The 14,885-nt window shown below is 43.7% G+C and carries 12 protein-coding genes; 4 read left to right on the forward strand and 8 right to left on the reverse strand.

Annotated features, from left to right (window positions below):
- Positions 1-791: 791 nt before the first annotated feature.
- Both QNI15_RS35180 and QNI15_RS35185 read right to left on the reverse strand, forming a co-directional pair.
- Positions 792-3,179: an ABC transporter permease gene (locus tag QNI15_RS35180; RefSeq protein ID WP_314036538.1), complete on the reverse strand. Its 2,388-nt coding sequence runs from the start codon at positions 3,177-3,179 to the stop codon at positions 792-794.
- Between the two features lie 471 nt (positions 3,180-3,650).
- Positions 3,651-4,025 (reverse strand): DoxX family protein, encoded by a 375-nt coding sequence (locus QNI15_RS35185; protein ID WP_314036539.1) that lies wholly within the window; start codon positions 4,023-4,025, stop codon positions 3,651-3,653.
- A 125-nt stretch (positions 4,026-4,150) separates the two neighbouring features.
- On the opposite strand from QNI15_RS35185, the gene QNI15_RS35190 reads away from it, so the two are divergent.
- Positions 4,151-4,486 carry a winged helix-turn-helix transcriptional regulator gene (locus tag QNI15_RS35190; RefSeq protein ID WP_314036541.1) on the forward strand — a complete coding sequence of 112 codons (336 nt, stop codon included), beginning with the start codon at positions 4,151-4,153 and terminating at the stop codon, positions 4,484-4,486.
- A 33-nt stretch (positions 4,487-4,519) separates the two neighbouring features.
- Here the strand turns inward: QNI15_RS35190 and QNI15_RS35195 are convergent, their stop codons facing one another.
- The 6 genes from QNI15_RS35195 to QNI15_RS35220 form a co-directional block, all read right to left on the reverse strand.
- Positions 4,520-5,026, reverse strand: a complete 507-nt coding sequence (locus tag QNI15_RS35195; RefSeq protein WP_314036543.1) for a hypothetical protein — start codon at positions 5,024-5,026, stop codon at positions 4,520-4,522.
- A gap of 51 nt (positions 5,027-5,077) precedes the next feature.
- Positions 5,078-5,704, reverse strand: a complete 627-nt coding sequence (locus QNI15_RS35200; RefSeq protein WP_314036545.1) for a class I SAM-dependent methyltransferase — start codon at positions 5,702-5,704, stop codon at positions 5,078-5,080.
- A gap of 403 nt (positions 5,705-6,107) precedes the next feature.
- Positions 6,108-6,761: a DUF5066 family protein gene (locus QNI15_RS35205; RefSeq protein WP_314036547.1), complete on the reverse strand. Its 654-nt coding sequence runs from the start codon at positions 6,759-6,761 to the stop codon at positions 6,108-6,110.
- Positions 6,762-6,901: 140 nt separating this feature from the next.
- A complete protein-coding gene (locus tag QNI15_RS35210) occupies positions 6,902-7,708 on the reverse strand; it encodes a hypothetical protein (protein ID WP_314036549.1) in 807 nt (268 codons plus the stop codon).
- Positions 7,705-8,205 carry a transposase gene (locus QNI15_RS35215; protein ID WP_314036551.1) on the reverse strand — a complete coding sequence of 167 codons (501 nt, stop codon included), beginning with the start codon at positions 8,203-8,205 and terminating at the stop codon, positions 7,705-7,707. Before QNI15_RS35215 ends, QNI15_RS35210 begins: the two co-directional genes overlap by 4 nt.
- Positions 8,206-8,868: 663 nt before the next feature.
- Positions 8,869-9,006 (reverse strand): hypothetical protein, encoded by a 138-nt coding sequence (locus QNI15_RS35220; protein ID WP_313991951.1) that lies wholly within the window; start codon positions 9,004-9,006, stop codon positions 8,869-8,871.
- Positions 9,007-10,226: 1,220 nt separating this feature from the next.
- On the opposite strand from QNI15_RS35220, the gene QNI15_RS35225 reads away from it, so the two are divergent.
- The 3 genes from QNI15_RS35225 (at position 10,227) to QNI15_RS35235 (ending at position 14,765) form a co-directional block, all read left to right on the forward strand.
- The gene (locus QNI15_RS35225) at positions 10,227-10,577 is read left to right on the forward strand and encodes a helix-turn-helix domain-containing protein (RefSeq protein WP_313991948.1); all 351 of its coding nucleotides are present in this window, start codon (positions 10,227-10,229) and stop codon (positions 10,575-10,577) included.
- A 3-nt stretch (positions 10,578-10,580) separates the two neighbouring features.
- Complete coding sequence (locus tag QNI15_RS35230; RefSeq protein ID WP_314036553.1) at positions 10,581-12,149, forward strand: DEAD/DEAH box helicase; 1,569 nt, start codon at positions 10,581-10,583, stop codon at positions 12,147-12,149.
- Between the two features lie 444 nt (positions 12,150-12,593).
- Complete coding sequence (locus tag QNI15_RS35235; RefSeq protein WP_314036555.1) at positions 12,594-14,765, forward strand: VapE domain-containing protein; 2,172 nt, start codon at positions 12,594-12,596, stop codon at positions 14,763-14,765.
- Positions 14,766-14,885 lie beyond the last annotated feature (120 nt).

The following is a 14,885-nucleotide window of genomic DNA, read 5'->3' on the forward strand; positions in this document are numbered from 1 at the left end:
TGCTAAAATAAGAAGACAATTCAGTGAAATCTTTATCAGAAGTCACAATATTTTGAAAATCAATATCTTGCATACGACAAAGATATGCTTTTTTCCTTAGCCTGACGGCTATGGTGATAACACCAACAACGGGCACACAATTATCACCAGTCGGAAAGGCCGCCGGTCTTGCCACGAGTTCCTTTCAGGAGGACAATAAGGGGTGTTTTTTTTCCAGAGGGACAAGTTCTTTCAGGAGGGCAAAAGGGGATGAGCAATAGGAAAACGGAGGGAGAGGGGCATTCAGAAGGACAGCAAGGAAAGTGTTTCTTTTCAGAAGGGCAGAAAGGGAACGCGCCATGCAGGAAAACAAAAAATTTCAGGAATAGAAAGGAAGACTGAGGAGGGAAAGAAATCCTTTCAGAATAACGGCGAAGGGGAGTTTTTTCAGAAGGGCAGAAAGAAAGACAGTTTCTTTCTGGACGATAAAAAGAGAGGAGTAACCCTTTCAGGAGGAATGTACGCTTTTCAAGAAGGAATCATACAAAGGGAGAACAGGGAGAGAATGATTCTTTATCTACAGACATCCTTCCCTGAAAATATATGGGACAGGATAATAGCATTATCCCGAAAGTAAAAGAGAGAGGAGGTCTTTCTATCCAGGATAATCTTCTGGATAATTAGGATAATGGCCTCAGACGTTGACAGAGGGATTTTTTGTGCTACTGGTTTTGTTGGTACTGTTTACTGGCTAAAAAACAAAGAGTGACCATATGCAGTCACTCCCTGTTTACAATCGAACAATCTTATGGTTACTCTGTACGTAAGGACTTAATGGGATTGACACGGGCAGCGCTGATAGCCTGTATACTGATGGTACAGACTGCCAGGACAATGGCACCTATACCTGCCAGCGCAAATACTATCCATGAAATCTCAATACGGTAGGCAAACTCCTGCAGCCATTGATTGGTGACATACCAGGCTATCGGAGTGGCAAGAATAATGGCAAAAACAACCAGACGGATAAAGTCCTGGCATAGGAGTAACACAATGCTGGATACCGAAGCTCCCAATACTTTCCGGATGCCTATTTCTTTGGTACGCATTTCGGCTATGAAGGCGATCAATCCAAACAGTCCCAGACAGGCTATGAAGATGGCTACACCTGTAAAGGCTTTCATCATAGCTGCCAAACGATGTTCGGATTTATACATCTTGTCAAAAGCGTCGTCCAGAAACTGATACTCAAAAGGCTTTTTGGTCTGATATGTAGTATACAGATGCTCAATCTGTGCCAGGGTTTTGGGAAGGTTGGCTTTAGGATCTACGCGTACAAACAGATGGCCTCCCTGGCTGGCAAGGCTTTGTGAGGTGTCTTTTACTACCTTTAGTGCCAGGTCGTTTATTTCATGTTTGAGTGAGCTGAAGTTAAAGTTTTTGACCACACCGGCTATTTCCTTGGTCCCATCCCATTCGAGTCGCTTCCCAATCGGGTTGCCTTTCAGATTTAGTTTGGCAATAGCCTTTTGGTTAATAATAATTTTGTCATTCAGGCTAATCTGACTTTCGATGCTTGGAGGAATGGCCCAGTCAATCTCCAGTGTTTTTAGGAATTGCTCATCAACCACCATGAAGTTGAGAGATATATTCTGCTGACTATCTGGCGTTTTGGTGAAGATCATATTCCATCCACCTGAGAAGAGCGGAGAGCCGGCGGCGGCCACAGAGCGTACTCCTGCTTGCTGACGGATGTCGTTGCGAAAGCGTATATAATTGTTTTTAAATTCTTTGTCCAGCGGTATCATCAGCACCTGTTCTTTATTCATGCCGATTTTCTGATTGCGAATAAAGGCGATTTGTTGCTGAATGAAGATGCTGCCTGCTATCAGAACCATAGACACGGCAAACTGAAACACGATAAAGCCCTTGCGAACGTTGGTGCCTGTCATGCTTACTTTGCCTTTGAGAGCTTGTATAGGGCTAAAGCCAGACAGTACCAGTGACGGATAGCTGCCTGCAATAAGGATGGTTATGATGAGCAGACCTGCAAGTACTATGACAAATAACGGACTAAACAGAAAGTCTGTGTCTATCTTGAGCTGTAAGGTGTTAAGAAAAACAGGCTTCAGGAATTGCAGTAAAACCAGTCCCAGCACAAATGCAACCAGGCTGATCAGCATAGATTCCATATAAAACTGTCCCGCTATACGCTTACGGTCAGCTCCCATTACCTTGCGTACACCAACTTCTTTGGCACGTTTGGTGGCACGGGCAGTAGACAGACTCATATAGTTAAACAGTGCCAGGAATAGGATCAGGACAGCCACTCCCATAAATATCCAGACATACTGGAGGTTAGAAGAGTCACCAAAGTTGTTTCCAAAGTGAATATTCAGCAGAGGGTCCAGCACATACTGGAACTGTAACCCGAATCCTTCTTCTTTGGTTATTATTGACGGAATGGCTTTCTGCACCAGATCCAGATCAGATTTATCTTTCAGTAAAAAGTACGTCTCATAGGCTCCCGGACCGATTTTAGCGTTCTCAGAAGCATAATGGTCGGGTCCTTCCTGCTTTTGAATAGCATCATAGCTGGGCAGAGAGGCAATAAAGTCGTAGGTTAGTGTAGAGTTAGAGGGAGCATCTTTGACAACACCTGTGACCTCGAAAAGATGTTTTTCGTCATAGCTGAGTGTTTGTCCTATAGGGTCTTTGTCTCCAAAATATTTGTGTGCTGTATGTTCACTTATCACAACTGAAAAAGGTTTGTTCAGTACATGCTGCACATTGCCTTTCAGGAGCGGAAATGAAAAAACGGTCAATACGGATGGATCTGCAAAAAGGAATTTTTCTTCATAAAACTTCTGATCGTCACTTGTCTTTATAACAACCCGGTTAGACATGCGCATGCGTACGAAGTCTTCTACATGGGCACTGTTTTGTTTCACTGCTGGCCCAAAGGGCATAGAGAATAGATTCATTTGTATGATAGTCTCTCCCATTTTAGCTTTGTATAGGGTGCGGACGATCTTTCCGGAATGAGTATGAAAGTGATCATAGCTATACTCATGTACTACATAGAGCATGATCAGCATACTGACTGCCAGGCCAAGTGCTAAACCTCCTATATTAATAGCCGAGTAGAGCTTATTACGCCATAGGTTGCGAATGGCAATGAGAAGATAGTTTTTAAGCATAAAATTGGGAATAGTAGTTTGATGGCTAAAAACAAAAAATCACACAGAGGCTTCTTAGTTTTCTGGATAAAGAAACATTCAATTATAAAGCCAGATTTTAAAAAGGGCATTTTTTCGCTGTTAAGTGAGGATTTTGCAGGATAAAGAGCCACCGACTGTCCGGAAATGAACATACCCTGTCCAGCGACGAACAGGGTGTAGAAACGCAGAGTAGGCTATAAAGTCTCTTTTTCTGCCCTTTCACTCCCCTTGCTGTCCTCCTGAAAGGAACTCGTGGCAAGACCGGCGACCTTTGGATTCTGAGAATATTTTTTCTCTCCAAAACCAAACGCGGCTCTATTTGTCACAAGATTCTTTCAGAAGGACACAGAAGAGAGGTCCTTTCAGGAGGACAGGGATAGTGTTATTTTCTTTATTTCCAGACCTCTTTTCCTGGAAGGTCTGGGACACGATAATGCCTTTGGGATTGTATCATTGATGGTTTTCAGTGGAAGGCAAAAATATTTCTTTACTCTTAAGAAACATTGCAATCCAGATCAGCACCAGAAACATAAGAGAGGCCGGTGGTGCACCTGCCGATATTTCCAGGGCTAAGGCTCCACTCAGGTAACAGCTTGTGAGCAGAAAGCCTACCTTGCTGGTTTTAGGATACAGCAAAAGACCTGCTATACCTAATTCTGTAATTCCAAGAACCGGCATAAGGTGTCCGAATCCGGCGTGAGTCAGAAACTGTACCACCGATTCGGGTTCGGCTCCGATCAGTTTGAGCACTCCACCCACTATAAGCATCAGGGCAGTAAGAGCCACTAATACAGTGGCTGTAATACGTTTGGTTTTAGATAGCATAAGCTTTTTAATTATGAGGCAAAAGTATGTAACTTTGGTAGCCAGTTGTGGCTACTAACCTGGTGGTTAGCGCTAACCGCCAGGTTAGTGAAACAAAGACTTAACCCTACAAAACGCCAAAAGAGATGCTAACACAGGATGGTGGATGCCCCAAGAGTATACTGGCTATCAAGGATGCCATAGAAACAATGGATGGAAGATGGAAGCTTCCGATTCTGATCTCCCTGTCGGCAGGTACTAAACGATTTAAGGAGATTGCCAAAGATGTACAGGGAATCTCTGACAAGATGCTGTCAAAGGAGTTAAAAGAACTGGAACTAAATAAGTTGATTACAAGAGAGGTTTCCGAACTATCGGTAGTGGAATATTCGATTACTGAGCACGGCAAATCTCTTGAAAAGGTAATGAAGGAGCTCTATGACTGGGGACTAGAGCACAGACGGCAGATTATAGGAAAATAAGCTCTCTGCAGCTGCCCGCATTAGGGCTATCTTCTATCTTATCATACGCTTTACATCTTCCTGTCTGTACCAGCAGATGGAGAATATGACTACAAGTAAAAGCAGATGATTGATCGTGGATACATTGCAGTCTCCAGTATAAATTGAACCTGAATAAGCATGCCAGTGCCAGGGAAAGATTTTTGGTAGAACAGGTAAGTGCAATCCTACTTGTTTATTAATAATGGCAGGTGATAAGTCTACTATATCAGGAAATATGCAGCCTAAGAAAGATGCTCCGACGATTATCTGATATCGTTTATGGGTCAGCCAGGTAACCACTAAGATCATAGCCAGGCCAATGGCAACATCGATTTTGGAATTAACAGGATAACAATGTGGAATATAGTCCAGTGCGCCATGTGAAATCACTCCTACTGTAAATGCCACTATTCCTGTTGTTATTCTATTAATCAGAGAATGTGATTTTTCAAGTTGACTTGTGTTTGTCAATAAAACGGCTACACCGATGGCCGTGGTTGTATGAAAAAGTACATTCATAGCTTTTGTTTCTTATAGCTAGTCTGTATAGTTAAACGTTGAAGGTGGTACTTAGTTACCGTTTTTCCTGCATGTAATTAAAAAGAATGGGAAGTTCTCGCTTACTTCTGTGATTTCGACTAAGCCTGCCTGACCAAACTCTGCCTGGATGGATTCTCTGTCATAAAAGAACATGTTGACTCCGTCGAATATTTCGTACCGATCCTGGCTAATAAACTTGCCTTTGCCATACGTATGCGCCTCTTTTGTGATAGCTGTAAACACCATATAGCCATTATCCGTCAGTTGATTATAACAGTCCTGGATGAGTTTTTCTCTCTCGTTACTGTCTAATAAGTGAATTAATGCATAGCAGAATATGCCGTCATAGTGGTTGTTGTCAAAGGGCATATCTGTTACAGAGCCATGGTAGATAGTCATGTCTGTGCCGTAATGCTTTCTTGCCATCTCGATAGCCGTTTTTGAGATCTCGATCCCTGTTACGGTTATTCCGTTTTCTCTGAAAACCTGTGCATTTCGTCCGTAGCCAATGCCAGGAATAAGGATGTTTTTTACAGATTTTTCAACAAAAAAATCCTTTGTTGCTAAGGCGGACTTTGATGGCTCAAAGCCCCACATTTCTTTCTTTTCGATAAAGTTCGTTTCCCAGAATTCGGGTTTGTCTGTTTGGTCTGGCATGTTCTCCTGTAAGGCTATGATTCCGTAATGTAATTGGTTGGAATAGTCTGGTATGAGTAGAGGAACACGGTTTCTGCGTTTCTGGTTCTTTGAAGGTTTCGTATACTACTACTATGAATAACACCTGGCATAAATCCTCTAAATGAAGCAGATACTTAATGCTATCAAAGACTTTCTTTCTTTTTTCATACTCTCCCCTGTCCTTCTGAAAGAATCTTGTGACAAGACCGGCGGCCGTTCCGACTGGAGATAATCTTTTCAGAACCCAAACGCAGCTTTATTTGTCACAAGATTCTGTCAGAAGGACAGAGAGAGTGTTTCTTTGAGAAGAATAAAAAAGAAAGAAATGATCCTTTCAGAAATAGCACCCTTTCTCGAAGACAGAAAAAGGAATCCTTCACCTTTAATCATTCAGCGCATTAAAATAAGGGGTGAGTTCAGGGTTTTGACTAAAGGCTTCCTGTTTCACAAACGCTTTGTATTTGGTTGATAGTGCCTTTTTCTTCTTCTCAAAATCAGCTTTCTGTATATCGGATGCCTTGCCTGTTACAGACAACACATAGTCGATAAGGGAAGATTGACTTATCCATACACAGGGTTCATTGTCAAATCGGGCAACAGGGTATTCGCCTTCCTTTGTTAGGTTGGTAATGTAAAGCATTACGATCTGGTCGCCAAAGTGCGTGACTGGCAGCAGTGCTGGCATATCAGGGGTATCATGCCAGATGTAGAGTGACTCCGGAATGCTGTTCAGACCTACACCGATAAGAGAATCCTGCCGGATGAGTTGGGTGATGGTTACCGAAGGCACACGATAGTTTGCATCCAGCGACGTGAGCAGGTAGTTGAGTAGTGGCGGATAGTTTTTGGCTATTTTAAAATGCCTGTCATACCGAAGAATGGCTTTTACACTTTCAGGCAAAGGCATCAAAGCCCCACTGCCATTCCTGAATTGAGAAATACGTATCCGTTCGATTTCTTCCTCCGGCATAGGAGCCAGCGTTTCATTGAGGTTAATCAGAGGTAGTTGAGAAACGAAGTAGGCGAGTAATTCCATGTAGTAAACTTGTGTAGTTTTGTGTGTCTGTTTGGGTAAGTAGGTGCTTGTACGAGAAGGTACGCTGAAGGTTTTAGTATAGTTCTTTACCTAGATAATGTCAATCTCATAATGTTCAGCAGATGACTATACGACCTTTATTATTGGTTATGTTGTTTAAAGAATAACCTCGCTATCTCGGCTATTTTTCTCGACTGCCCAGAGTTACTAAGTTCCCTCATAATTTTGGCAAGATCTTTTATTGAAATGTCTTCTTTGATATCCAGTACCTCTTTAGCGATTATAAGGATTCCATCAAATTCATGTTTTTTTTGCTCAAATTCCTGTTTTCTTTTAAGCATATTCTCGTCTGAAATCAGTAGTTCTCTGGCTTCCTGGATTGACGAAACGGCTTCTTCCTGATCCTTCGGGTTTTCCAGTTTATGCACCACCTTTTCTACTGCATCTATTACCCGATGACTTTTGAGCTGGTCGGTAATTTCAAGTAACAGCTCCACTATCTCTAGTAAAAATGTCTGATCTTCGGTTTGCTCTATCCGTGTGATAAGTTCATCTTCTCCTTGTGTGCACAGTTCTTCCAGTCGTTTTATATGATAAACAAAGCTTAGTTCATCTGCTGTAAGCGTCTTTTTCTGAGCTTCCACTATATCCAGTGTCAGAAGATACATTTCGTCCTTGCCAAGATAGGAAAACCGACGAGGGAGTTTTTCAATGGCGTCGATAAAGCGTGCACTTTGAAACTCAACTGCCAGGTTCTCGAAGAATGGCGAGAGTTGAAACAGAAGTTGGGTATCTGTAAGCTGGTCTATAAAGTCAATTACCTCTTTCTTTCTTGTTTGCAGATAGTCCAATACCTTTTGGCAATGCACCATATGGGCAGGATTTTTGGGATCTATTGCAGACTTTTGAATCAGCAAGTCTGTTATTTCTTTGTGTGTATCTGTCATAAAGTGTAGCTGTTATCAAGGTGAGACTGTTGATAGAGCGAATCCTGTTCCCATTTCTGAGGATTGGAGAGAATATAGTCTGTAATTTTTTCATAGGCAGGTTGATTGCGGATGATGTGTTCATGGTAATTGCGCTGCCATAATTTGCCTGGAAATGCAGGCCATTTGTTTTCTTTCACACCCCGAATATATTCATTGGTAGTCATGGTTTTAAACCATTGAATTATTTTTTGTAGGGGCGAACCCATGTGTTCGCCCTGGTTGTGGCCCGTCTGATTGGGTTTGTCCGAATCGTTGGACGTTATTTCATTATCCAAATCTTTCGGCGGGGAAACTGGGCGAACACATGGGTTCGCCCCTACAGTATCTGTGCGAATCAGGATAAAATGAACATGGTTAGGCATAATGATGTATTCACCCAATTCAACATCCGGGAATTTATCGTCTATTTTCTCATACCATTTTTTGATCATATTGCCTGCCTCGTTCAGCACCATCTCCCCAGTAATCACCTCGCCAAAAACACACTACCTTTCATGGGTGCAGATGGTAATAAAATACAACCCTGCCTGGCTATAGTCGTATCCGTTCAGTCGGATAGACCGCCGATGATGCAGATCGGGATGAAAGTAAAAATGTAAAGACATACTATAATCTAGAGAATTGTTATTCGGGAATTATTGATCGTTTTTGTATTGAAATACTCATACCTCTCCTTCTTCTATCGGGTTCCGTGTATTCCATAAAATCTCTGGAAGCGATAACCGAAAATAGTAAATTGCCTTTATTTTGATAGTGGTAATCTAGTGAAAATATACGTTAAAAAGGCAGAGTATTTTGTAATAAAAGATATCAAATATGTAAGCTATTGATAATCAGTCTGTCATCTGAGTGCTCTCTCAAAATTGACTTTTTCCGGTCTTGTTTCTATTCAGGCTTTCAGAACGCATTAGAAGCGATTGGAGCGATTTAATTCTGTTTTGACACTCTTAATCGACTTATGGCAGATAATGGCTTATAAACGATCTTTCGAGGCTTATATCGCATTTCTGAGCCAAATCGCGCAGACCTCTAAAATAACATACAACCTGAACCGCGCCAGAATCGCGTATTTGCGGGAATTTCTGACCTGGAGGGCATATACGCCATTGTCAGGCGGTTTAGAAACCGGGATTTTGTGTAATGATGGTTCTAAATGAAACTATCCCACACGAAAATGTAGGGGCAGGGCTTGCCCCTGCCTGAACGTTCCCACCCGTCTGATCAGGTATGTGAAATAATTGTTTCGGATTTGTCATGGGCATGAATTGGATAAATGGATTGTCGGACTATCACAAACGTGCGTGCCGGATTCCTACAAACCGTGTCCGTATTAATCCGACCCAATGTAGGGGCGGGGTTCACCCCCGCCCACATTCCCCACCGACCGATTGGATTTATCAGACATAATTGTACAGGGTCTGTGGGAACCAAGGCGACCGCCAGTCGCCCCTACAGTATGTCTGTTTATTGCAGGCCTGTATGCCCGTATCACCTATTGGTTGGTCTATTCCCTCTCTCCTACGCATTTAGAACGCATTAGAACGATTCTGAGACAAAATCCACCTCTATATCGTCTTCGTGAAGATTTTAGGTTGTAGAGCTTCTGCGAGGCCTTAAATCAAGTATTTCACATAGATTGCTCACCGTTTTCTTTTCTGGGGTGTTTTATGCAGAAAAATTATACACTACCAGGATAATTGCCTTTGAACCTGTTAATCTCTCTGTCTATGCTTGCTACTGCCTGTTAATCAGTAAAATGCAAAATCCTGTTTTATATTATTGTATGAGTAAATATAGATAACGTCTGTAATCCTATTATTATTTTTCACAAAACAGGAAAAATCTTATGTATTTTACTTGTATTATAAAGACAGAACTAATACCTTCGCGACATATTAATAGATAATAGTCACAAACAACACACTAAAACAGGAGCATTCGAAAACAAACCGGCTGGATGACTTCTTACAATCAAAAAACAATGAAAAACTAGAGGATAATTTAGAAGCTTTAATCGGAAGATTTTGATATAAAGGCAAAAAAAAGAGCTCGTTGTGAGAACGAGCCCCTGATACCAAAGGATGTTTAGGCCTGAGAAACTTGACCATCCATTGGCGGAATAAACCTCTCTTCTGCGCTAACAGAAAAGTGTTTTTATTTTTATCACTTACAAACAGATTAAATAACCGACTACTACTGTAACTGGTTCGATAGGGTAAGGAAATTCTTGGAAAAAGTTATTGGAAAACAGATAACTGACAGGAAAACAAAACCATCGAAACACATCGTGCAGCAGCGGTATACAAAGGTAGTGAAAAGTTTAGAAAAGCAAATTTTGTGCTTGTATTTTTTTGTATTGTTCTGCCTGGACTACGATACATAACTATACTGTTACTATTTCGTATTTTTTTGTTTGTTTTTGTTCGTTCTCCCAGCGGGTTTCTGGTCGTTTTTTCACCACTAACCCCACACTCTCATGCACACTTCTTACGAAGAAGTAATTTGCCGCCTGACGCGGATCGAAACCCTTTTGTCTGAACTGACTGCTGACTACACGCAGGCACCTGACCGTACCCTGGAAAATGATCGCCTGGGTGGTATTGAACTCGCCATGGAAATCACCGGGCTGGCTAAATCTACTATCTATACTATGGCTTCCGAAGGGTTGATTCCCTTTATGAAACAGCGTAAAAAGCTTTACTTCAGTTCGCGTGACCTCTACCAGTGGATCAAAGATGGTAAGCACAAAACGCTTCAGGAAATGGAGGCCGAAATCCAACGCCATCTGTCACAGAAGTCTAGTCCGTTAACTACGCCAAACCGCTAATCCATGACACAGACGGACTTTTTGAACCACGCTCCGGGCGTGGATGGCGAAGCTTTGCCCAACATCATGCCTGCCTTGCAGCTGCGTGACTATCAGGAACATAGTATTACGGAACTTATGAAACGGCACCAGTCTGGTATTCGGCGGGTAATCCTATGCCTGCCTACAGGAGCCGGGAAGACGGTCACCTTTGCGGAACTGACACGGCGTACATTAGCGGGTGCGCCACATGCCCGTGTGCTAATCCTGACAGATCGCATAGAGCTGTTGTATCAGGCTGCAGCTACGTTGGAAAGAGCGGGTATGCAGGCAGGTATATTGCGTGCAGGCTGTAAATCCATGCCCGATCAGCGGGTGATTGTGGCGATGGTAGAAACCTATCACCGCAGACTGGAAAAAGGCTGGAGCATTCCGGATCTGCACCTTATTATTATAGACGAAGCGCACAAAGGCAACTTCCGGAAGGTTCTGGAGTTTCATGAGCATACACTTATGGTAGGTGCTACGGCTACTCCGCTGTCGTCGAGTAAGCAGGCTCCGTTGAATACCTACTTTGAGGACATTGTGGTAGGTACCTATATCCTTTCATTAATTGAAGCAGGCTACCTGGCTCTGCCCAGATACTTTGCTGTACCTGTTCAGCTACAGGCTGGCAACGGACTGGATGGGGACTATAATACCAGCGAGCTCTATGCCGACTTTAATAAACCCGCCCTTTATAAAGGTTGTGTAGCCAACTGGTATAAACATGCGCTGGGTAAAAAGACGCTGATCTTTTGTGTCAATATTCTGCATACACTTCGCACAGCGCAGGCCTTTGCAGAAGTACATGAACAGGTGCGTTTTGTGAATTCGGACACACCGGAAGAAGAACGAAAAGCTATCCTGCAGTGGTTTGCGCTTACACCCGATGCGATTCTGGTCAACTGCGGCATTCTGACTACAGGCTTCGACGAGCCTACGGTAGAGTGTATTGTCTTAAACCGTGCTACCCGTTCATTACCTCTGTATTTACAAATGTGCGGACGGGGCTCTCGTACTACAGCCACAAAGAAGGAATTCATCATCATTGACATGGGCAATAACATCCGGGAACTAGGCTTCTGGCATGATCCCAGAGATTGGAAATGCATCTTCTTGAATAGCAAGGAAGCTAACCTGGAAGTGGCTCCTGTCAAGACTTGTCCCGCATGCGAATCGTTGATTGCACTCACTACAGCGCAGTGTCCGTATTGCGGATATGTATTTGAGCAGGCTTCCAGTGAGGTGAAGGTATCGCATCAGGAAGCTGTAACGCAGGAGATTGTCATTGACTGGAGTTATCTGATGCAAAAGCCCTGGGATCAGATGAATGTCACCGAACTGCTCATGCGGGCACAGATGGGTAACCCTGGTACACAGAAGCAGTCCTATAAAGTGAGCTGGATCATTAACTGCATTCTGAACCACGACAACCCACGGCCCATGCTCGAAGAGTTTGCCCGCCTGCGAGGCTATCACCCCCGCTGGGTAGACCACCGCCTCGCCGAACACAAAGCGAAACAGGAAAGCCTGGAGCATGGACGGTTTTGAGGTGGGTGGTAGTGGTTCGAACATCCGTTCTGACCCGATTTAGCACCTTATCACTCACTCTGTCCTCCTGAAAGGAAACCACTCCTCTTTTTTGTCCTCCTGAAAGGATCTCGTGACAAATAGAGCCTTGCTTGGTTTCTGAGAGAATTACTCTCCAATTAGAAAGGCCGCCGGTCTTGCCACGAGATTCTTTCAGAAGGACAGGTAAGGTAGTTTGAGTGGTTTTCTCTTCCCCAGGTTGGTGTTATCACCAACCTGAACGGTGGGCAAGTGGTCGTTGGTGATAACACCAACGACGGGAAAAACACCAACGACGGGAAAATGCCCTGGCAATAGAAGAATGCAGGAATGCAAATTCTTCAGATGATGAATAACTAAACAGAATATTCTATACATAATTCAACTTTCACCTAACCATACATTTTTCACTCTAATCACAAACACATGAAATCAACACCGATCACTCTGTTTACAAACGCGTATGATAAAAAAGGACAGGCTTATTCATTGGATATATTTCTGGAAAACATCCGGCAAGGGCTCTGGCAGGATGAAGTATTGGCATTGCGTACCTGTAAAGAAGAAGCAGCCCGTAAGAAACGTAAAAACGCTCTGCCTGCCGTAACTATTGCCGGCGTATTTGAAGGAGGAAAAAGTGATCGTAACCTGAAAGTACATTCAGACCATATTGCTATTGACCTGGATCATATTGATAATCTGCCTCAGGTGAAAGCCTGTCTGGAAGCCGATCCGTATACACGGGCGGTGTTTGTAAGCTGTGGAGGTCAGGGGTTGTGTGTGGTTGTGCCTATTGATGGCAAGCGGCACGAACAGGCCTTTGACGGATTGCGTCAGTATTATTTCCAGACCTATAATCTGATTGTGGACCCCAGTGGCCGTAACCTCGGACGCCTGCGCTTTGTGAGCTTTGATCCGGACTTGATACAGAACCTTGATGCTCAGGTGTTCAAAATCTATCCCGAAAGAGAAAAACGCAAACCAGATACCCGTCAGATCTTCTTTGGTCGCCATGACCTGGACCACGTGTTTGACCAGATCCATAGTCGCCAGATTGACATCACAGGCAATTACCTCCAGTGGTGTGCCATTGGCTTTGCCCTGGCCGATTATTATGGCGAAGCAGGCCGTGAGCGGTTTATTTCTATTAGTTCGTATTCTGCCTTGTATGATCCCAGAGTAGCCGAAGAGCAGTTTACAGCCTGCCTGAAACACAATGCCCACGCTACCCGCAAGGTGACCATTGCCAGCTTTCTGTGGCATTGCCGGCAGCATGATATCAGCATTACGACCGATAAAACCAGAACCATTGTTGCCTCAGCTACGATGGGCCGTAATGGACACAATACGGTAGAAGGAACCGTAAAGGCGTTACAGGATTTTGACGGCATTGATCCGGAAATGTCACGGCCTATCGTGGAGCAGGTGTATGCTTCTAAAGATGCCAGCGAGGAAAAGGTGCCACTGGTGGTGCGCCTGGAAAAGTACTGGAAAGAATACCAGGCTACTGTGCGCCGTAATGTGATTAATAAGAAGTGTTACAAGGGTGCCGAACCTCTTACTGAAAAAAGTCTGATGGACATCTATATGGATGCCTCTAAAAAACTACATACGAATGTCCCTAAAGATATGGTAGCCGATGTGCTGAAATCTTCGCTGGTACCTGAGTTTAACCCTATTCGTGAATTCTTTGAAGGCATGGCCCACCCTACGGCTGGTCATATCCGCCGCCTGGCCGAATGCCTTAACTGCAAACAGGGTGTTGACTATGCGGATCATATTCTGACGAAATGGCTGATAGGCTGTGTGGCTTCTGCTTTTGGAAAGCCTAGCTCGGTGATGCTGACCTTGTGCGGCGAACAGGGTAAAGGAAAGAGCCACTTCTTCCTGAATCTGTTGCCGGAGTCGTTTACTTTTCGTGATGAACTGGTGAGTGAAGATTGCTTTAAAAAGGCCGATTCTCATAATAATAAGCTGATGATGATCACCCGCTGGATTGCCATTGATGAGGAATTTAATTCGATTGAAAACATCGGCGAAAATGCTCTGAAGTCGCACATCACCCAGAAGAATGTGACCATCCGCTATGCCTATGAACGCGTACCGGACACGCTGCCTCGCCTGTGTAACTTTGTGGGTACGACTAACGAACAGACTTTCCTGAAAGACCAGACCGGCAACCGCCGCTTCCCGATCATTGAAACGGATCTGATAGATCAGGAAAAGTACAATGCCATAGACAAGTACGAACTCTGGAAGGAAGCCTATTTTATTTATCTGCAAAATCCGGATGTCACCTTTGATGCCAACGACTTTGTACTCATCAACACAGTAGCTGAAAACTATATTCAGCGCACACCCGAACAGGAACTGCTGCTGAAATTCTATGAAGAAGCCGATGAAGCCACAGGCATATTCCGCAGCACCAGTGAGATACTAAACACCATACAAGGCGCTACCCACATTCGCAACCTGAATACGATCAATCTCGGCAAAGCGATATCCGCTCTGAAGTGGAAGAAAACGACTCTGGGTCATGGGAAACAAAAGCGACATGGGTATTATGTTCACGAATGTCTGCAACAGGCTGTTGCTTAATACCAGCAGCTAAGGGGTAAGAAGGGTCGGATGCGGGTAAGTTGCGGGCAAGATCTAAGTGATTGATAATCAATGCGGGTAAGAAGGGTAAGATGTTTAGGGCTAAACGGTAGCAGAAGA

The sequence above is a fragment of the Xanthocytophaga flava genome (genome assembly GCF_030068545.1).
Taxonomy (GTDB): domain Bacteria; phylum Bacteroidota; class Bacteroidia; order Cytophagales; family 172606-1; genus Xanthocytophaga; species Xanthocytophaga flava.

Coding starts and splice junctions, on each gene's coding strand:
- QNI15_RS35230 (WP_314036553.1), top strand. CDS start 10,581: ATGACACAGACGGACTTTTTGAACCACGCTCCGGGCGTGGATGGCGAA.
- QNI15_RS35185 (WP_314036539.1), bottom strand. CDS start 4,025: ATGCTATCTAAAACCAAACGTATTACAGCCACTGTATTAGTGGCTCTT.
- QNI15_RS35180 (WP_314036538.1), bottom strand. CDS start 3,179: ATGCTTAAAAACTATCTTCTCATTGCCATTCGCAACCTATGGCGTAAT.
- QNI15_RS35235 (WP_314036555.1), top strand. CDS start 12,594: ATGAAATCAACACCGATCACTCTGTTTACAAACGCGTATGATAAAAAA.
- QNI15_RS35215 (WP_314036551.1), bottom strand. CDS start 8,205: ATGGTGCTGAACGAGGCAGGCAATATGATCAAAAAATGGTATGAGAAA.
- QNI15_RS35225 (WP_313991948.1), top strand. CDS start 10,227: ATGCACACTTCTTACGAAGAAGTAATTTGCCGCCTGACGCGGATCGAA.
- QNI15_RS35205 (WP_314036547.1), bottom strand. CDS start 6,761: ATGGAATTACTCGCCTACTTCGTTTCTCAACTACCTCTGATTAACCTC.
- QNI15_RS35210 (WP_314036549.1), bottom strand. CDS start 7,708: ATGACAGATACACACAAAGAAATAACAGACTTGCTGATTCAAAAGTCT.
- QNI15_RS35200 (WP_314036545.1), bottom strand. CDS start 5,704: ATGCCAGACCAAACAGACAAACCCGAATTCTGGGAAACGAACTTTATC.
- QNI15_RS35195 (WP_314036543.1), bottom strand. CDS start 5,026: ATGAATGTACTTTTTCATACAACCACGGCCATCGGTGTAGCCGTTTTA.
- QNI15_RS35220 (WP_313991951.1), bottom strand. CDS start 9,006: ATGACAAATCCGAAACAATTATTTCACATACCTGATCAGACGGGTGGG.
- QNI15_RS35190 (WP_314036541.1), top strand. CDS start 4,151: ATGCTAACACAGGATGGTGGATGCCCCAAGAGTATACTGGCTATCAAG.